Consider the following 18,052-nt stretch of genomic DNA (forward strand, 5'->3'; position numbering starts at 1 on the left):
CCACGCCCCACCGCACCCCAGGAGGTCATCCATGACGCAGCAGGTCCCCCTCTCCAGCAGGGTCGCGCCGATCCTCGAGGTCGACGGGCTCCGGTTCCGCGACCTCGACGGCGACGGGCGGCTCACCCCCTACGAGGACTGGCGCCTCACCCCCGCCGAGCGCGCCGCGGACCTCGTGGCCCGGATGTCCCCGGACGAGAAGCTGGGCCTGATGGTGATCAGCTCCCGCCCGATGGGCATCTCGCAGCGGAACAAGGAGCTCACCAGCCACGACGGGGCCCTCGACGAGCAGCACCTCCCGCTCAAGCTCGATCCGCACACCAGCGCAGGCATCCCCTTCCAGGGCACCACCGAGATGATCCGCGGCATGCACATGCGGCACTTCATCATGCGCGAGACCCCCACCGGCTCGCGCATCGCGACCTGGATCAACGCGATGAACGAGGTGGCCGAGGGAACCCGCTGGGGGATCCCCGTGCTCGTCGCCGCGAACTCGAAGAACGAGACCGGCAGCTTCACCATGGGCGCCACCGCCGAGGACCAGCCCTTCACCCAGTGGCCGGGCACGCTGGGCCTGGCGGCGACCGGCTCGCTGGAGGTGATCGACTCCTTCGCCGCGCACTCGCGCCGGGAGTGGGTCGCCTCGGGCCTGCGCAAGGGCTACATGTACATGGCCGATGTGCTCACCGATCCGCGCTGGTTCCGCGGCCACGGCACGTTCGGTGAGGATCCGGGGTTCGTCTCCCGCGCGATCGGCGCGCTGGTGCGCGGATTCCAGGGCGAACACGGCCCGGAGCGCGACGGCGTCGCGCTGACCACGAAGCACTTCCCCGGCGGCGGCGCGCGGGAGAACGGCACCGACCCGCACTACGCGGAGGGCCGCTTCAACATCTACCCGACACCGGGCTCGCTCGAGGAGTACCACCTCCCGCCCTTCCAGGCCGCGATCGACGCCGGCACCTCCTCGGTGATGCCGTACTACGCGATCCCCTCGCAGGAGAAGTCCACCACCCCGCAGGGGCGGGTGACGGAGTTCGAGCAGGTGGGCTTCGCCTTCAACCGCGAGATCCTCGACCTGCTGCGGCAGATGGGCCACCGCGGCTACATCAACTCCGACTCCGGCGTGCTCTCGAAGATGGCCTGGGGCGTCGAGGACCTCACCACCGCCGAGCGGGTGGGGCGCGCGGTGATGGCCGGCACCGACATGTTCGCGGACACCAATGACGTGGACTCCCTGCGCGAGGCCTACGTGACCGGTCTGTTCACCGCCGAGCGGCTCGACGAGGCGGCGACGCTGCTGCTCGAGGAGCTGTTCGCGCTGGGCCTGTTCGAAGATCCGTACGTGGATCCGGAGGAGGCCGACCGCGTGGTCGCGAACCCGGAGGCGGGCGCCGCGGCCCGGGAGGCGCACCGCCGGTCCGTGGTGCTGGCGAAAAACCACGACGGGGCGCTGCCGCTGCGCGCCGAGGACCTCGCGGGCACGCGCGTGTACCTGGAGCTGTTCGCGAAGGACCTGCTGGTCAAGGACCTCGACGCGCTGCGCAGGCAGGTCGTGGCGGCCCATCCGGGGATCGAGTTCACCACCGATCCCCGCGGCGCGGACGTGGCGATCGTGCTCCTGGCCCCGTTCATCGGCAGCTACTTCGAGTTCGTGGGCATCGGGGATCTCGCGATCGACGACCACTCCCACGTGGACATCGCGAAGGTGCGCGAGATCCGCGAGAGCGTGAGGACGATGGTGGTGGCGCTGGATGCCAAGTTCCCCTGGCTGCTGGACGGGGTAGAGCCCCTCGCGGACGCCCTGCTGATCGGCTTCGACACCGACCGCTCGGTGCTGGTCGACGCGGCGCTGGGCGAGTTCGCGCCGACGGGGCGCCTGCCGCTCACCTTCCCGGCCGACGCCGCGGCGATCGCGGTGGACGCCGACGGGCGCTGCGCCTCCCCGAACGACGTGCCCGGCTACGCGAAGGAGCAGCACATGGACGGCCGGCAGTACGCCTACGTGGACGCCGACGGGAACCGGTACGCGCTCGGGCACGGCCTGAGCTGGTGAGCCGCCGCGGCCCGGCGCGCCACGGGGTGGGCGCGCCGGGCCGCTCCTTGCCGGACGGCCGGACGCAGGAACGCGAAAGGCCCCCTCCCCCGCGCGTGTGCGCAGGTGAGGGGGCCTTTCGTGGTGAGTGCACCGGTGGAGCCGGCGGGAATCGAACCCGCGTCCGATAGCGTGGAGCGAGGGCTTCTCCGGGCGCAGTCCGTGTTGGCGTTTTCTCAGTCCCGACGATCCCACGGACACGTCGTCGACGGACTCAGTCACTCTGAGGTGTTCACCCTTCCCCGGTGACCAGGGTCGGCAGCAGTGGCTCCTTTGATGATGGAACGATCCGGGTCAGGAGCACCCCCGGGGTTCCAGACTGCTAACGCTGATCAGGCAGCGAGAGCGAAGTCAGTGCGCTTGGGTTCGGCACTTATTGGTTTCCAGAGGACATTAACGAGATGACTCTGGCTTCTCGGCCCGCTTCCCCCCGCTGGACGACTACCGTCGAAACCGATCGGCCCCTGGCGTGGGTACATGCATGGACATCGGCGACCCTGACGGGTCACCCGTGCACTCACTGTTCGGTTGTCAAACACCCACGGACGCCCGGCTTCCCGGAACGTCGTGGATCGAGTCTACCGCGGCCGGAGCACGATCTGAAGCGAATATCCCTCAGCTCACGGCGAAGCGCCCTCCGCTGGACGGCGGCGCCGCCCCGCGGGGACGATGGGGCGGTGAACGGTTTCGAGGCGGCGGGCACCCAGGTGCGGATCGATGACAACACCCTGCGCGAGGAGGTCTCCGACCCCGCCGCGCTGGCCGCCTGGTGCGCCGAGAACCCCACGGACCCGCGCACCGTCGCGTACCTGCGCATGCTGGGCCGCCTCGACGAGGCGGCGATCGCGGGCCGTGACGCCCTCGAGGCCCCCGGGCTCTCCCCCGTGATGCGCGCGGTGCGCCGCACCCGCTACGCGCACGTGCTGCAGTGGCAGGGTGCCTTCGTGCCCGCCGAGGAGCAGTTCGACCTCGCGGCGGAGGAGACCGGCCTGGAGGATCCCACCTCCCCCTCCTCGCTCTCGGTGCTGGCCGCTGTGTTCCAGCACCGGGCGAAGTGCCGCTTCGAGCACGCCCTCGCCGCCCGTGACGAGCAGCGCGAGGAGTCCGCGCACGGGCTCTGGGACGCGGCGCTCGAGGACGCCCGACGGGCACTGCTGATGAGGGAGCGCCTGGGCGTGGCCGAGCAGAGCGTGCTCGCCTCCAGTCGGCAGACCGTCGCCCGTCTCGAGAGACGCGACCTCACCGCCTGACGAGCACCGGCGGGGCCGGGCACGCCGTCCGCGCCGCACGGCGAGTCGGGGGCGCGCCGGCGTAGAGGGCGCCGGGAGCCCTGCGGAGGGCGGTGACCGGTCAGGCGAGCTCGCGCTGGCGCATCGCGCGCTGCGCCTCGCGCATGTCCTGCTTCTCCCGCAGGGTCTGCCGCTTGTCCCATTCCTTCTTGCCGCGGCCCAGACCGATGAGGACCTTCGCGTGCGAGCCGAGGAAGTACATCTCCAGCGGCACGATGGTGAAGCCCTTCTCGCGGGACTTGCTGGCGAGCTTCTCGATCTCGTGCTTGTGCATGAGGAGCTTGCGCTTGCGCCGTGCGGCGTGGTTGGTCCAGGTGCCCTTCACGTACGGGGCGATGTGTGCGTTGTCCATCCACACCTCGCCCGCGTCCACGTAGCAGTACCCGTCGATGAGGGAGGCTCCGCGGTCGCGCAGGGACTTCACCTCGGTGCCGGTGAGGACGATCCCGGCCTCCCAGGTCTGGTCGATGAAGTAGTCATGGCGCGCCCGCTTGTTCGACGCGATGAGCTTCTTCTGGGGGCCGTCGTGCGCGTCGGCCTTCTTCGCCGTCGCCTTCTTCGCCGCCATCGGACCCCTCCTGTCGATCGTCGCCGGGCATCACCTGCGGGCAGCTCCTGCGGCCCGACGTCCCAGCATACGACGGGTCCGGGGACGGCGCGAGCGAATACCCGCCGGCCGTGACCCGCGCCGCGCGGATCCTCGGCGTGGACGGCGCAGGCCGGGAGGGCTCAGATGTAGTTGGTGGGGTTGACGGCGTTGCCGTCCTCGTGGACCTCGAAGTGGAGGTGGCAGCCGGTGGAACCGCCGGTGTTGCCCACGTAGCCCACCGTGGTGCCGGCGGAGACCTGCGCGCCCACCGGCAGTGCGAAGCCCTGCAGGTGGTGGTAGGAGGTGGTGATGAGGTGCCCGTTCTGGATGCCGTGGCTGAGGATGATCTTGTTGCCGGCGCCGCTGTTGTAGGTGCGGGCGATCACGCGGCCCGAGTGGGCCGCGCCCACCGGCGTGCCGCAGGCCACCGGGAAGTCCACCCCGGCGTGCAGCTTGCGGGTGCCGTAGATCGGGTGCACGCGCCAGCCGAAGTTCGAGTTCAGCCGGGAGTTGACGGGGTAGACCCAGCCGCTGCTGCTCGAGGAGCCGCCGCTGGAGGAGCCGCCGCTGTTCTGGCTCTGCTGCCGCTCGCGGCGGGCCTGCTCCTCCCGCTCCCGCTCCTGCCGGGCGAGCTCCTCGATCTCGGAGTCGAGGGTGGAGCTGCGGCTCTCGAGGTCCGAGACGTCCCCCTCGTACTTCTCCTTCTTGGCCTCGAGGTCGTCGCGCTGGGTCTGCTGGGTCGCGTAGAGGTCGTCGAGCGCCTGCTTCGCGTCCGAGGCCTCCTGCTCCGCCTCCTCGGTGCGCTCCACCGCCTCCTCGGCCTCGATCTTGAGGTCCTTGATCTCCTCCCGCACCGCGGAGAGGCGCTCGGCGGAGTTCTCGGTGACGGCCTGGTCTGTGCGCAGCTCGTCCAGCCGCGCGCCCTGGGAGGCCATGGTGAGGCGGTAGTTCATCGAGCGATCCACCGCATCCTGCGGCGACTCGTTGCCGAGGTAGACGGTGGAGGGGCTGGGCAGCCCGCCGCCCTTGTAGGCGTTCAGCGCGACGGCGGCCAGCTCGTCGTCACTGCGGTCGACCTCGACCTGGCCCTCCTCGACCTCGCCGCTGAGGCGCTCCTCCTCCTCCTGCGCCGCGGTGAGGCGCTCCCCGGTGAGCCGGTCCTCCTCGCGCGCCTCCTCGAGCTCCGCCTGCGCTTCCTCCAGATCGGCCTGGGCCTGGGGGATCAGCAGCTCGGTCTCGGCCAGGGCGAGGTAGGTGTCGGCGAGGTCCGAGCTGACGTCGTCCAGCTCGATGCGGAGGTCCTCGAGCTGGTTGTCGATCTCGTCCCGCTCGGCGATCTTGTCCTCCTTGGAGCCGTCCGCCAGGGCCGGCCCCATCGGCAGCACCGCCATGGGAACGGCCATCGCGGCGGCCGCGAGCACACACAGGGAGCGACGCAGGATGTTCTGGGACATGCTCACACCTTCAGGTAGCGGTTCAGCGAGACGACGGAGGAGGCGATCGACAGCACGGCGCCGAGCGCGATCAGCAGCGGAGCGGCCCACACCAGATCCGCGGTGCCCACGGTGATCAGCTCTTGGCCGAGCGTGGGAGCGAGCCAGCCCTGCACGATGTAGTGCAGGCCCACCCACAGCATGCCCGAGGCGATGACGCCGCCGATGATCGCGGCCACCGCGCCTTCGAGCAGGAACGGCAGGCGGATGAAGAGGTTGGATGCACCCACCAGGCGCATGATCGCGATCTCCCGGCGCCGCCCCGCGACCGACATGCGGATCGTGGTCGCCACCAGCAGCAGCGCCGCGATCAGCATCAGCACCGCCAGCCCGAGCGCGAACATCGTGGACTGGTTCAGCACGTCGATGAAGGGGGCGAAGGCGCTGAGCAGGTCCGTCACCTCGTCCACGCCGTCACGGCCCTGGAAGAACTCGACCACCGCGGCGGAGTCGTCGGCATCCTCGAGGGTGATGTGGAAGGAGACCGGCATGTCCTCCGCGGTGAAGTTCGAGACGAAGCTCTCGCCCGCGAACTGCTGCTGGTAGATCTCGAGCGCCTCGTCCTGCGAGCGCTCCGTGTAGGAGGCGATGTACGGGGAGAGCACCTCCCCCTCGAGTCCCTCGCGCACCGATTCGATCTGCGCGTCGGTGGCCGCGCCGCCCGCGCAGGAGGCGGCGGTGGAGTGCGGGGAGCACAGGAAGATCGTCACCTGGGACTGCTCGACGAGGGTGGACTTCATGTCCATGATCTGCTTCTGCATCAGCGCGCCGGTGCCCACGAAGGTCAGCGACACCGCGGTGACGATGACCACCGAGATCACCATGGCGATGTTGCGCCACAGTCCGGTGAGGATCTCCCCCAGGATGTACCGGGCCCTCATCGCGGATCCCCCTGGACGTCCTCGGCGTGCGCCTCGTCCTCCACGAAGAGGTCCTCCTCGCGGGTCTGCTGTGCCTCGCGCTCGTCGATCAGGTCCTCCTCGAGGACGTCCTCGGCAGGGGTCTCGGTGCTGCCGGCCGCCTCGGGCGAGGAGCTCTCCGGGGAGCGCGGCGCCGACGTCTGCGCGGCGGCCGGCCGCTCCGGCCCGCCCGCGAGCGCCTCGTCCTCCAGGGGAAGCTCGTCGCGGTGCGCGGAGTCGTCCGGCAGGTGGCCGGAGATCACGCTCACGGGCGTCGCGGTCTCGTAGGTGCCGCCGGCCTCGTCGCGCACCACGAGCCCGCCCACCATCTCCACCACGCGGCGCTGCATGCGGTCCACGGCGGCCTGGTCGTGCGTGGCCATCACCACCGTGGTGCCGCGCTCGTTGATCTCGGCGAGCAGGTCGAGGATCCCTTCGGCGGTGGCCGGATCGAGGTTGCCGGTGGGCTCGTCCGCCAGCAGGATCGAGGGACGGTTCACGTAGGCGCGGGCGATCGCGACGCGCTGCTGCTCACCGCCGGAGAGCTCGTGCGGCAGCCGCTTGCCCTTGTCCTCCAGGCCCACCATCTCCAGCATCTCCGGCACCAGGCGGCGCACCACCTTCCGCGGCGTGCCGATCACGGCGAGCGCGAACTCGATGTTCTGGTACGCGGTCTTGGAGGGCAGCAGGCGGAAGTCCTGGAAGACCATGCCGATGTCCCGGCGCAGCGAGGGCACCTTCCAGGACGGGATCCGGGAGAGGTCCTTGCCGGCCACGTACACGGTGCCGCGCGTGGGGGTGACCTCCTTGAGCACCATCCGCATCAGGGTGGACTTGCCCGAGCCGGAGGCGCCCACGAGGAACACGAACTCCCCGCGGGCGAACTCGATGTCGAGGTTCTCCACGGCGGGGCGCTGTCCACGCATGTACGTCTTGGTGACGTCGTCGAAACGGATCACGGGTGCCTGTCCGGTCTGGGGGAAACGTGCTCCCCCAGCGTAGGGGCGCACCCGCGGGAGTCCATGCTCATGTGGACTGCGTCCTGGTCAAAACCTGGTCAAGTGTGCGTGGGTCCGCTCAAGCCGCGCCGTGGCGGCGCGTCCCCGCCGGCCGTCAGCCGTCGGCCTTGCCCTGTTCGGCGCGCCAGCGGATGCCCGCGTCGATGAACTCGTCGATCTCGCCGTCGAACACCGAGGAGGGGTTGCCCTCCTGGTACTCCGTGCGCAGGTCCTTCACCATCTGGTACGGGTTCAGCACGTAGGAGCGCATCTGGTCCCCCCAGGAGGCCTTGACGTCGCCGGCGAGCTCCTTGCGCTCCGCGGCCTCCTCGGCCTTCTTCAGCAGCAGCAGGCGCGACTGCATGACTCGCAGCGCGGCGGCGCGGTTCTGGATCTGGGACTTCTCGTCCTGCATCGAGACCACGGTGCCGGTGGGGAGGTGGGTCATGCGCACGGCGGAGTCGGTGGTGTTCACGCTCTGTCCGCCGGGGCCGGAGGAGCGGAACACGTCGATCTTCAGGTCGTTCTCGGGGATCTCGATGTGGTCGGTGGACTCGATCAGCGGGATCACCTCGACGGCGGCGAAGGAGGTCTGGCGGCGGCCCTGGTTGTCGAAGGGGCTGATCCGCACCAGGCGGTGGGTGCCGCCCTCCACGGAGAGGGTGCCGTAGGCGAAGGGGGCGGAGACCTCGAAGGTCACCGACTTCAGCCCCGCCTCCTCGGCGTAGGAGGTGTCCATCACCTTGGTGGAGTAGCCGTGCCGCTCCGCCCAGCGCAGGTACATGCGCATCAGCATCTCGGCGAAGTCCGCGGCGTCGACGCCGCCGGCACCGGCGCGGATGGTCACCACCGCGTCGCGCTCGTCGTACTCGCCCGAGAGCAGGGTGCGCACCTCGAGCTCGTCGAGGGTCCTGTGGATGCTGGTGAGCTCCTGCTCGGCCTCGGCGAGGGTATCGGCATCGTCCTCCTCCGCGGCGAGCTCCACCATCACCTCGAGGTCCTCGATGCGGGAGGCGAGCTCGCTGATGCGGCGCCGCTCGGCCTGCGCATGGGACAGCGCGGCGCTCACCTTCTGCGCGTTCTCGACGTCGTCCCAGAGGTCCTGCGCGGAGGCCTGCTGCTCCAGGTCCGCGATCTTCGCGTCGAGGGCGTCGACGTCGGTCACCTGCTCGATCGAGGACAGGGTGGAGCGGAGCTGGGGGATCTCTGCGGAGAAGTCGATGGAAGCCACGATCAGGGAGTCTACGGCAGAGGGGCGCGCCGCCGGCCTGCGCGGGCCTGCATCCCGCCGTGGCGTCCCCGCGACGCGCCGGTCAGGGGGCCGTGTCCGCGCCGTTCTCGAGGGGCTCCCGCAGCCAGCGCCCCAGCTCCTCCCCCACCTCGACCAGCAGCTGCTCGCCCTGCGTGAAGGGGTCCCGCTCCGTCCCGGCCCGGTGGGTGAGATCCCAGGCACGTGCGATGCCCGCCTCGCGCAGCTGAGCGGTCTCGAGCGTGATCGCCCCGGCCACGGCGGCGACCGGGAGGCCTCGCGCGCGGGCGCGTCGCGCCACCTCCGCGGGCCCCTTCCCGTGCAGCGTCTGTGCGTCGAGCTTGCCCTCCCCCGTCACCACCGCCTCGGCGCGGGAGAGCAGCGCGTCCACACCGAGCAGCGCGAACACGGCCTGCGCGCCGGAGCGCTGCTCCGCCCCGAGCAGGGACAGCGCGAATCCGGTGCCGCCCGCGGCCCCGGCCCCCGGCAGTTCCCTGTGCGCGCCTGCGGGATCGAGGATCTCGGCAGCGGCGGCGAGGGCGGCGTCCGCGCCGGCGATCTCCTCGGCGGCCAGACCCTTCTGCGGGCCGTACACCGCGGCGGCGCCCTCGGGGCCGAGCAGCGGATTGGTGACGTCGTTCGCGGCGACCAGCGCGACACCCTGCAGGGCGTCGAGGGCGGGGCGGAGATCTGCCGAGGCGAGAGCGGTGAGGCCGGCCAGTCCGGGGCCGATCTCCTCGCCGTGTGCATCGAGGAGTCGGGCGCCGAGCCCCTGGAGCAGGCCCGCTCCGGCGTCGGTGGAGGCGCTCCCCCCGAGGCCCACCACCACCGTCCGCGCCCCCGCGGCGACGGCGGCGAGGATCAGCTCGCCCAGGCCGCGGGTGGAGGCCTCGTGCGCGGCGAGCCGCCCGCCGGGCAGGGCGTGCAGCCCCACGGTCTCGGCGAGCTCGAGCACCGCCACCTCGTCCTGGAGGGCGAAGCGGGCGGGGCGGGGCGCGCCCGTGGGCCCGGTGACCTCGGCCGCGTGCGCGGCGGAGCCGCCGGCGAGCGCGGCGTCCACCGTGCCGTCGCCGCCGTCCGCGATCGGGCAGGCGAGCACCTGCACCTCGGGGGCGCTCTGCGTGAGGCCGCGGTGCAGCGCATCGACCACCTGGGCGGCGCTGAGGGTTCCCTTAAACTTGTCCGGGGCGAGCAGGACGGTGCGGGGGGTGGTCATCGTGCGCGGGCCTCTCCTTCGACGGCGAGCGGGACGGACGTGCCGGTCCCGCGGGTGAACCATCCCACAAGCGGCGGATTCGTGCGGGCGGTGAGCAGGACGTGGACGGTGCCGTCGGGGTCGACCACGACGTCGGAGACGGCGATGTCCTCCGTCCTGGTGGTCCGGTGCGGGTAGCTGCGCAGGTGCTCCTCGGCGATCTGCCGCGCGTTCCCGGCCTCGATCACGGTGCCGCCGCCGGGTGTGTAGAGGCGGGAGGGATCCACGCCCTGGGAGGCGGCGAGCGCGGCGCTGTCCGCCGCGTACTGGAGGCCGTTGCGCTCCAGATGGACCCCGGTGATGGAGGCGCCGACGGCGACCACCATCAGGATCACCACGAGCACGCCCGTGGTGAGCACCTTCATCGAGCCGCGGGCGTCGCGGAGCCGACGGCGCAGCCGGTGCAGCGCGGCACGGAGCGGGGCGCGCATCAGCGACCCGCCCGGTACTGGTCCACCTGGACCGCGTGCGAGGAGCCCACCGCGACCGGCCCTCCCTCGCCGAGGATCGGGCCCAGCCCCGGCACCGGGACCGGGATCCGCACCTGGGCGGTGACCGTGCCCCCGGGCGTCGCGCAGGGGTCCTCGCTGCAGCGCAGGGTGACGACGTCCTCGGCGGCGAGCCCGTGGTCCTCCAGGATCATCGCGGCGTGCCGTGAGGAGCGCTCCGCGGCCGTCCCCGGGTCGGCCTCCACGGCGTGGATCCGTGCGGTGTCCCGCGCGATCGTGTCCGCGGCGAACACGGCCGCCTGCACGTTCCCGAGGGTGAGGACGAGGTAGAGGGTGGGGATCAGCAGCGCCGCCGAGAGCACCACGAACTCCACCAGGGCATTGCCCTGCTCGTCGCGAAGGCGTGCTGCCGCGCGGTGCGGCCTCGGGCTCACGCCCCGGGGTCGGGGCCCGGGACGCTCCGCACCGCGGAGGACGAGGAGCTGGTCGCGGCGCACGCTCACCATGCCTCCTCGTCGATCGCCCTGCCCTGCACGGACATCGCCCCGGAGGGCCCGAGCAGACCCACCAGCGGGAGCGTGGCGCTCACCTGCACGCGGATCACGCCGTCCTCGCCCTGCACCGCGGTGGCCTCCGCCCCGAGACCGTCGCCGAAGCGCTCCTCGATCAGGTGCTCGGCGCGGGCGGCGCCGTCCTGCGGGGAGGCGCCGGCGCGCGCGGCATGGTGGGCTCCCTGCACGGCCGCATCGACCAGGGTGTTGCGGGTGTGCACGATCAGCGCCGACTGGACGATCATCAGCGCGCTCATGATGATCAGCACGGCGACCATCGGGAACTCCGCGACGGCGGCGCCGTCCTCCGCCGCCAGGCGACGGCGGATCCTGTCCCCCGCGCGGTGGCGGGCGCCCCGCGCAGCGGGCGGGACCTCGTCCCCCCGCAGCGCCTCCAGCTGGCCTCGGCCGCCCTGCACGGTGCGTGTCAGAGGCTGCCGTTGAGGAACGGGGCCATCGCGTTGTTGAAGATCTGCACGATCTGTTCCGAGGCCACCGCCCACAGCGCGACGACGATGCCGGCGGTCATCAGGGTGATCAGCACCCAGCCGGGCACGTCGCCCTGGTCGGAGTCCCAGCGTGCGCGCAGCCGCGCCATGAGGGACCGGTCGCGTCCGCCCTCCGTGGAGGGGACGGCGCCGGGCGCGGCGGTGCGATGCCCGGGACGGCGGTGGAGTCGAGTGCGGTGGACGGTCATGTCAGGCCTCCTCGGCGTGGATCCGGAGCGTTCTCCGGCGTGATGAGCGGGGTCGTGGGCGGGTGGTCGTCGGATGGTCGTGGGCGGTGGGCGGTCAGGGGTCGTGCACGGTCCGGCCCGGGCGCGGCGGCGGGGCCGGTGTGGGCGGGCTCACAGGCTGATCTCCAGCACGGCGAGTCCGGGGAAGATCGCGAAGACGATCACCAGGGGCAGTACGAAGAACACCACCGGCACGAGCATGAGGATCTCGCGCTGCCCGGCCGTCTCCATGAGCTCCCGCTTGGACTCCTCGCGGGCGTCCTGGGCCTGGGCGCGCAGCACCTCGGCGAGCGGGGTGCCGCGCTCGATCGCGATGGAGACGCCCTCCCCGAACCGGCCCAGGGAGGCCAGCGGGGTGCGGCCGCCGAGGGAGGCCAGCGCCTGGGCGACGCTGGTGCCGGAGCGGATGTCGGCGACGGTCGCGGCGAACTCGTCCGGCAGCGCCCCGGAGGAGGTGCGCGCCACCCGCTCCATGGCAGCGATGGGGCTCTCCCCCGCGGCGACGGCGAGGGCGAGCAGATCGGCCACCGTCGGGAACTCGCGCGCCATCCGGGCGGCGCGGCGCTTGATCTCCACGCCCAGCAGGTAGTCGCGCAGGAGCACGCCGAGCAGGGCCCCCAGCGCCGCGATCAGCAGGCCCGTGAGCGGGCTCGCGCCGCGCAACGCGATCGCCATCGCCGCGAGGGTCACGCCGAGCACCAGGCCGGCCGCGCCGAACACCACCTGCTCGACACGGAACGAGTCGGTGGAGGAGCGGCGGCCGGCCAGGCGCAGGCGTCGCTCGAGCTGATCGGACCCGCCGGTGAGGCGTTCGAGCACGCCCAGGATCCGCACGGCGACCGGCCCCATCAGGTTCTCGACCACCCGGCGGGCGCGACTGTTCTCCCGGGAGGCCGCGAACAGGGAGCGGGACCGCGAACGACGCAGGTAGGGGTCGATCCGAGCGCCGAGGTCGCGCGGGCGCAGCCACCGCAGCTGGCCGATGACCAGGAAGGCCCCGAGGCCGAAGAGGAGCCCCAGGATCCCGCCGGTGAGGAGCGAGCCGGTGGCCGTCATCGCAGCACCCTCTCGTCCTGGGGGAGCCGTGCGATCAGCAGCATCACCCGGTAGGCGAGGAAGGAGGCGATCGCGCCCGCCACGATCAGCACCAGCCCGGCAGGGGTGTCGTACGCCTGGGCGGCCTGCGGGCGGGTGGCCATCAGGGCGAGCACGATCCAGGGGGCGGCGAGCGCGAGCCGCGCGGCGTTGACGGTCCAGGACTGTCGCGCCTCGAGCTCGGCCCGGGTGCGCGCGTCCTCACGGAGGAACGCGGCGAGGGTGCGCAGGAGCGAGCCGAGATCGGTGCCGCCCACGTCCCGCGTGATCCGCAGCGCCTCCACGATCCGGTCGCCGACGGGATCGGCCAGCCGGGCCTTCAGTCGGTCCAGGCTCGAGGCGAAGTCACCGCTGGCCTGGTAGTCCAAGGCGTACTCGGCGAAGGCGGGGCGCAGCTCCTCGGGCCCGTTGCGGCTGAGCTGCACGAGCGCCTCGGGCAGGGACAGGCCTGCGCGGATCGCGGAGTTGATGTGGTCCACCGCCTCCGGCCACACCTCGCGCATCGCCGTGGTGCGCCGGCGCGCCGCCGAACGCAGCACCAGCACGGGCAGCGCCGAGGCGACGAGCCCGATCGTCAGGGACGGCACCACTGCGCTGGAGACCGCCCACAGGGAGGCGGCCACCACGAGACCGAGTCCGGCGCTGAGCGCGGGCACCGCCGCCGGCGGCACCGAGTCCAGCCCCACCTTGAGGAGGTCGTCGCGCAGCCGGTCCATCTGCCGGCCCAGCATCCCGCGCTCGCTCGGGGTCTCCTCCTGCTCCCACAGCGACCACCAGATCGAGAGCAGACCCAGGCCGGCGATCAGCCCCAGGAAGGCGCCGTCGCTCATGCCGCCGCCCCGCTCAGCAGAGCGGCGAGATCATGACCGGTGCGGGCGAACCGCTCGGCGTGCGGGGGCTGCCCGTCCCCTCGCACCAGCCGGTCGTCGCGCAGGGTGAACAGCTCGGAGGTCTCGATCACCTCGTCCTCGACACGACCGCTGAGCCCCAGGATCTCCCTCACCCGGCGGCGCCCGTCGGCACCGATCTCCAGGTGCACCACCAGATCGATGGCGCTGGCCACCGTGGGCACCACGAACCGGCTGGAGACATTCTCCCCGGCCAGCAGCGGCAGGGTGCACAGCTTCGTCACCGCATCCCGCGCGGAGTTCGCATGAATCGAGGCGAGGCCCGGCAGGCCGCTGTTCAGGGCGATCAGCATGTCCAGACTCTCGGCCTCGCGCACCTCGCCCACCACGATGCGGCTGGGCCGCATCCGCAGCGCCTCCTTCACCAGGCGCCGCATCGAGATCTCCCCGGTGCCCTCAAGGTTCGCCTGGCGGGTCTGCATCGCGACCACGTCCCGCAGGGCGAGATTCAGCTCGAAGACCTCCTCGATCGTCACCACCCGCTCCCGCGCGCCCATCGAGCGGGCGAGGCAGCGCAGGAACGTGGTCTTCCCGGCGCCCGTGGCCCCCGAGGTGATCACGTTCAGCCCGCTGGCGATCGCCGCATCGAGGAAGTCCGCGGCGTGTGGCGTGAGCGCGCCGAGGGCCACCAGCCCCTGCAGGTCGTGGGCCTTCGCGACGAACTTGCGGATGTTGATCGCCCAGTGGGTGCGAGTCAACAGCGCGCATGACAGACCCATGCATCTGGAGGTTCCACGGCTGCGCACACCCTCAGCCTACCGGCAAGCGTTTCCCGAGTCGATTAGGCACGTATTCCACTCATTCCTGCATTCCAGAGCGCAAACCCTCGCCTCAATACCTCCCGAGTATTTCTGCCCAATTCCCTTATGTGGACATTGTGATGCATTCTGTGATAGAATTGTTAGCGTTCGTTAATCGAGCGCAATAATCACCAAACGAAAGGATAGGACAATGACTCATTGGCTATCGACCGACCAGGCGGCGCAATACCTGGGATACAGAGAGGGCACGCTCCGAGTATGGAGAGCCAAAGACCAGGGACCCGCGTACACACGCACACCCTCAGGGAGCATCCGCTACCGGATTGAAGACCTGGAGGCATGGCTATCAGAGGGGAGCGCAGCATGAGTGACCGACTATCCCCCGAGGAGCTAGCGGAGATCTTTCCAGAAGGCCCGCAAATGCGTGATGAGCACTACGGGAACATGCTTCGCGGACTACCTCCCCAGGTGAGGGAAGTAATGGCCGAGCAGAGGTCCTGGCTCAAAGATGTGGGGCTCTATGGATACATGCCAACCTCCGAGAACCTAGACCTGGAAACGTACAAAGAGCGGATGTTGAAGGGTGTAACACAAAGGCGTGCAGCAGTAGAGAGCAAGAAAGCTCAGGCCGAACGGTGGGCACAGAAGTACGAGAACCAGCAGCGCGCCGCTGCTCTAGAGAAGGAACGACGTGGACACTGGAAAGCTTTCCCCCTAGATACTCCAGTCTCCACCTCCGAGAGTCGCGTGGGCAGTATGCCATGCCGCACCTGCAAGACCTACATAGGCGATCACGAAAAAACCATCGCTCCCCGAGAGAAGGAATGTCTAGAGTGCACCCGTAGAGCTTTCGAGGAGGTAACCTCCGTGAAGATTCCAGGAGGCGACTCTAAGCGCTCCGAGACGTGGAAGGTGGATAACCTCCACCTGTATCTAGAGCAGCACTCCAGGAGCATCGCAGAGGGCGCTAAGCGGGAACTAGTCATCCGCCCGTTCACTGTCCGGGAGTTCGTCTCCAAGCATGGCAGTGAGTGCTACTCGGAGGGCTGCACGCGGCTATGGTCTGCACTCTCCTACAGCCTCTCCCCCGCCGCTGGAGGCTCTCACTCCCTGGAGAACATCCAGCCCGCTTGCCGGGAGCACGCAACTGAGGGGGCGCTATGACATGCACTGAGTGCGGTACAGAGCATCCGTGGTACGCGACAGCGTGCGGGGCTCCGGTGGAGTACTCGGACGCAGACAGGCAGCTCCAGGCGATCCTCCAGGGACCTGAGCGAGACGCGATCTTCTCCTGGATGCTGGACGAGTGGATAGCGCTCCAGAGCCGCCCCAGGAGCGGAGGCCCTAGGGAGAACGTCTCCCAGTGGTTGGAGTCCCTGGAGGTAGTACCCAGAGGCACCGTTGAGGTCATGAAGAGCTACTTCAAGTGGTGCGAGGAGAACGGCCAAGAATACGCCGACCCCCGCGACATTGTGGAGGAGTTCGAGCATATTACCGGACGGAACCTGGCGGAATCCTTTCTGATATAATCTTAAGTGCCTTAGTTTGGGTGATCTGTTACTTGCAGAAGGGGGTCGGGATTCGTCTCCCCGGCCCCCTTCTACATCACTCACTGGCACTCGGAGGGTTTTGACGCCTCCGAACAATTGACTACCATTCAAGTAACAACATCAGGCTACCGAGAGGAGCCTTACCAAACAAAGGAGACATCTAATGTCCATTCAGCAAGAATCAATAGAAGTGCCAGCAGCTCCAAGCGAGCCCGACACCTTCAACCCTCCCCCACGGGAACTAGAGAGCTTCGACGACTACGTCCAGCCTCGACCTAAAGAATTAAAGGGCAGCGCCCTCTCAATGAAACTGCTCCTCAACTATCAGGACAGCCTGTACGAGGAATTTATCGAACAGTACCACCGAAAGTATCGTTACTCCCCGGAGCGTAAACAATGGATGGTATGGCACGCGAAGGATGACAGCTCCAGAGGCATCAAGGCCTCCACTCACTGGGAATGGGATGTAAAAGGCTATATCCACGAGGACGTTAAGCAGTTCGCAAAGGATATTCACTCACGATGGTTTGAGCCTCCACTGCGTGAGGGAGAAGAAGACAACCCCTTCAGTGAGCGCAACATCTGGGAGTTCATATGTGGCGCACTCCGTAAGAACATCACCCTGGATCCCGTGCGAAAAAGGGTTGACGAAGAGCAAGAGGACGGCACCGTCAAGAAAGTTATCAAGGAAATAGGAGTTGACCCGGTAGACGTAGCTCTCAAGAACGCTAGCCGCTGGAGGCAGCTCCTCGCTAAGCCAAAGGAAGCTAAGGGATTCGTTACCCACATGACAACATCTCCGGAGTTCTCCGTTCTACTGGAGCACTTCGACCAGAACCCGGAGGAGCTTAATACTCCTGGTGGTCTCTATAACCTCCGCACTCTGGAGCACACTCCGGCAAGCTACACAAACAACGTCATGAAGATAACTACGGTTGCACCTGACCTCTCCGAGAAGGCCTCCACAGAGCTTTACGACAAGCTCCTAAGCGATGCTTTCCAGGGTGACCAGGAAATGGTTGACTACTTCGATATGGACATGGGGGTCACACTCCTAGGGCACCAGCACTTGCAGCAGTTCTACTACCTCTGGGGAGCGGCTGGGAGCGGTAAGGGCACTCTCATGACCATTGCTCAGGGCCTACTCAACTCAGAGGAGGACGGTTACGCAGTCCACGTAGGAGCGGAGCTGTTCATGTCCTCCGGACGCAATGAACACAACACGAAGTTTATGCAGTTCCTTGGAAAGCGCCTAGCCGTCACCGATGAGATACCGGAGAACGCGCAGATGGCTACTGACGTGGTCAAGAAAACCACAGGCGCGGACCCAATTACTGGCCGCTACATGCGGGAGAATCCGGTCACTTACAGACCAACTCACACCCTGTGGTTTACCTCGAACTATCAACTCCGGGTACCCGCAAACGAAGAGGGAGTGTGGCGGCGCATGAGAGTACTCCACACACCTAAGGGCAAGAAGAGTGGGGAGCGGATCGGTGGCCTTGCAGAGCAGATCATCGCCCAGGAGGGACCTGCGATCCTCGCACGATGGATGAGAGCAGCTAAGCGATATCTCACGGAGGGTTTCCACACTCCGATAGCCGTACTGGAGGCCAACAGCGCGTACCAGCGCTCCCAGGACACCGTCCTGGAGTGGCTTGCCTCCGATGAAGTCTCCACAGGGGACGACTCTGAGCACACCACCGGCAAGGCGGCGCGCAAGGCGTATCTCTCCTGGTGCAAGGATGAGGGGCGGACTCCAGCAGCTCCTCAGGAGTTCTCCACCAAGCTTCGGGAGATTCTTGGAGAGGGCTCCTATGTCCGAACTCAACTCGCCAACGGAGCTAGGCCCCGGGTCTACTTGGGACTCAAGTTGGAGGGAACTACTTTCTCCATGTTCTGAGTGGACCATATGGACCACGTCTAGACCACTTCTCCGGGATAGATGTGGTCCATTGCTATTGCAGGTCAGGTACTCTATTCGTCCCCTAGGACCACATGGACCACATGTTTTCCAGTTCGTTCGTATAGTCAAGATTACGTTTGATCGATCAGAGGCATTGCTCTGTTCTATATGTAGCGCACTATGCCCACAAACATGTGGTCCATGTGGTCCATAGCCTCGAAGATCACGCTTT

At 68.6% G+C, this 18,052-nt stretch carries 18 protein-coding genes, 1 other RNA gene and 1 pseudogene; 6 read left to right on the forward strand and 14 right to left on the reverse strand.

Going from position 1 to position 18,052, the window contains the following annotated elements:
- The first annotated feature begins 31 nt into the window (after positions 1 to 31).
- Positions 32 to 2,053 carry a glycoside hydrolase family 3 protein gene (locus tag DWV08_RS07535; protein WP_115413233.1) on the forward strand — a complete coding sequence of 674 codons (2,022 nt, stop codon included), beginning with the start codon at positions 32 to 34 and terminating at the stop codon, positions 2,051 to 2,053.
- A gap of 133 nt (positions 2,054 to 2,186) precedes the next feature.
- On the opposite strand, the gene ssrA is transcribed toward DWV08_RS07535, so the two are convergent.
- Positions 2,187 to 2,557: a transfer-messenger RNA gene (gene ssrA, locus DWV08_RS07540) on the reverse strand.
- Positions 2,558 to 2,769: 212 nt separating this feature from the next.
- On the opposite strand from ssrA, the gene DWV08_RS07545 reads away from it, so the two are divergent.
- A complete protein-coding gene (locus DWV08_RS07545) occupies positions 2,770 to 3,342 on the forward strand; it encodes a hypothetical protein (RefSeq protein WP_162801524.1) in 573 nt (190 codons plus the stop codon).
- Positions 3,343 to 3,442: 100 nt separating this feature from the next.
- On the opposite strand, the gene smpB is transcribed toward DWV08_RS07545, so the two are convergent.
- From smpB to DWV08_RS07610, 13 genes and pseudogenes are all read right to left on the reverse strand, one after another.
- Positions 3,443 to 3,949, reverse strand: a complete 507-nt coding sequence (gene smpB / locus DWV08_RS07550) for an SsrA-binding protein SmpB (protein WP_115413234.1) — start codon at positions 3,947 to 3,949, stop codon at positions 3,443 to 3,445.
- Positions 3,950 to 4,110: 161 nt separating this feature from the next.
- Entirely contained in the window at positions 4,111 to 5,424 is a 1,314-nt protein-coding gene (locus DWV08_RS07555) for a M23 family metallopeptidase (RefSeq protein WP_115413235.1), read from the reverse strand.
- 2 nt (positions 5,425 to 5,426) lie between these two features.
- Entirely contained in the window at positions 5,427 to 6,344 is a 918-nt protein-coding gene (ftsX, locus tag DWV08_RS07560; protein WP_115413236.1) for a permease-like cell division protein FtsX, read from the reverse strand.
- Complete coding sequence (ftsE, locus tag DWV08_RS07565) at positions 6,341 to 7,321, reverse strand: cell division ATP-binding protein FtsE (RefSeq protein ID WP_115413237.1); 981 nt, start codon at positions 7,319 to 7,321, stop codon at positions 6,341 to 6,343. The genes ftsX and ftsE overlap by 4 nt, the downstream gene beginning before the upstream one ends.
- A gap of 154 nt (positions 7,322 to 7,475) precedes the next feature.
- Positions 7,476 to 8,591 carry a peptide chain release factor 2 gene (gene prfB, locus DWV08_RS07570; protein ID WP_115413238.1) on the reverse strand — a complete coding sequence of 372 codons (1,116 nt, stop codon included), beginning with the start codon at positions 8,589 to 8,591 and terminating at the stop codon, positions 7,476 to 7,478.
- An 82-nt stretch (positions 8,592 to 8,673) separates the two neighbouring features.
- On the reverse strand, positions 8,674 to 9,825 hold the full coding sequence (locus DWV08_RS07575) for a glycerate kinase (protein ID WP_115413239.1): 1,152 nt from the start codon (positions 9,823 to 9,825) through the stop codon (positions 8,674 to 8,676).
- On the reverse strand, positions 9,822 to 10,295 hold the full coding sequence (locus DWV08_RS07580; RefSeq protein ID WP_115413240.1) for a pilus assembly protein TadG-related protein: 474 nt from the start codon (positions 10,293 to 10,295) through the stop codon (positions 9,822 to 9,824). The genes DWV08_RS07575 and DWV08_RS07580 overlap by 4 nt, the downstream gene beginning before the upstream one ends.
- The gene (locus tag DWV08_RS07585; protein WP_241237432.1) at positions 10,295 to 10,819 is read right to left on the reverse strand and encodes a hypothetical protein; all 525 of its coding nucleotides are present in this window, start codon (positions 10,817 to 10,819) and stop codon (positions 10,295 to 10,297) included. The genes DWV08_RS07580 and DWV08_RS07585 overlap by 1 nt, the downstream gene beginning before the upstream one ends.
- Entirely contained in the window at positions 10,813 to 11,283 is a 471-nt protein-coding gene (locus DWV08_RS07590; RefSeq protein ID WP_241237431.1) for a TadE/TadG family type IV pilus assembly protein, read from the reverse strand. Before DWV08_RS07590 ends, DWV08_RS07585 begins: the two co-directional genes overlap by 7 nt.
- Before the next feature lie 8 nt (positions 11,284 to 11,291).
- Positions 11,292 to 11,561 carry a hypothetical protein gene (locus DWV08_RS07595; protein ID WP_115413241.1) on the reverse strand — a complete coding sequence of 90 codons (270 nt, stop codon included), beginning with the start codon at positions 11,559 to 11,561 and terminating at the stop codon, positions 11,292 to 11,294.
- A 150-nt stretch (positions 11,562 to 11,711) separates the two neighbouring features.
- The gene (locus tag DWV08_RS07600) at positions 11,712 to 12,656 is read right to left on the reverse strand and encodes a type II secretion system F family protein (protein WP_115413242.1); all 945 of its coding nucleotides are present in this window, start codon (positions 12,654 to 12,656) and stop codon (positions 11,712 to 11,714) included.
- A complete protein-coding gene (locus DWV08_RS07605) occupies positions 12,653 to 13,525 on the reverse strand; it encodes a type II secretion system F family protein (RefSeq protein ID WP_115413243.1) in 873 nt (290 codons plus the stop codon). The genes DWV08_RS07600 and DWV08_RS07605 overlap by 4 nt, the downstream gene beginning before the upstream one ends.
- Positions 13,522 to 14,301, reverse strand: a pseudogene (locus tag DWV08_RS07610) (TadA family conjugal transfer-associated ATPase); the annotation flags it as partial. The pseudogene DWV08_RS07610 and the gene DWV08_RS07605, both read right to left, overlap by 4 nt.
- A gap of 253 nt (positions 14,302 to 14,554) precedes the next feature.
- Here DWV08_RS07610 and DWV08_RS17420 point away from each other — a divergent pair.
- From DWV08_RS17420 to DWV08_RS07625, 4 genes are all read left to right on the forward strand, one after another.
- Positions 14,555 to 14,731: a helix-turn-helix transcriptional regulator gene (locus DWV08_RS17420; protein ID WP_115413244.1), complete on the forward strand. Its 177-nt coding sequence runs from the start codon at positions 14,555 to 14,557 to the stop codon at positions 14,729 to 14,731.
- The gene (locus DWV08_RS16715; RefSeq protein WP_127097509.1) at positions 14,728 to 15,528 is read left to right on the forward strand and encodes a hypothetical protein; all 801 of its coding nucleotides are present in this window, start codon (positions 14,728 to 14,730) and stop codon (positions 15,526 to 15,528) included. The genes DWV08_RS17420 and DWV08_RS16715 overlap by 4 nt, the downstream gene beginning before the upstream one ends.
- Before the next feature lie 56 nt (positions 15,529 to 15,584).
- Entirely contained in the window at positions 15,585 to 15,893 is a 309-nt protein-coding gene (locus DWV08_RS07620; RefSeq protein ID WP_115413245.1) for a hypothetical protein, read from the forward strand.
- Between the two features lie 184 nt (positions 15,894 to 16,077).
- On the forward strand, positions 16,078 to 17,817 hold the full coding sequence (locus tag DWV08_RS07625; RefSeq protein ID WP_115413246.1) for a DNA primase family protein: 1,740 nt from the start codon (positions 16,078 to 16,080) through the stop codon (positions 17,815 to 17,817).
- Positions 17,818 to 18,052: the final 235 nt, after the last annotated feature.

Origin of the sequence: Brachybacterium saurashtrense (assembly GCF_003355475.1) — a bacterium.
Lineage (GTDB): Bacteria > Actinomycetota > Actinomycetes > Actinomycetales > Dermabacteraceae > Brachybacterium > Brachybacterium saurashtrense.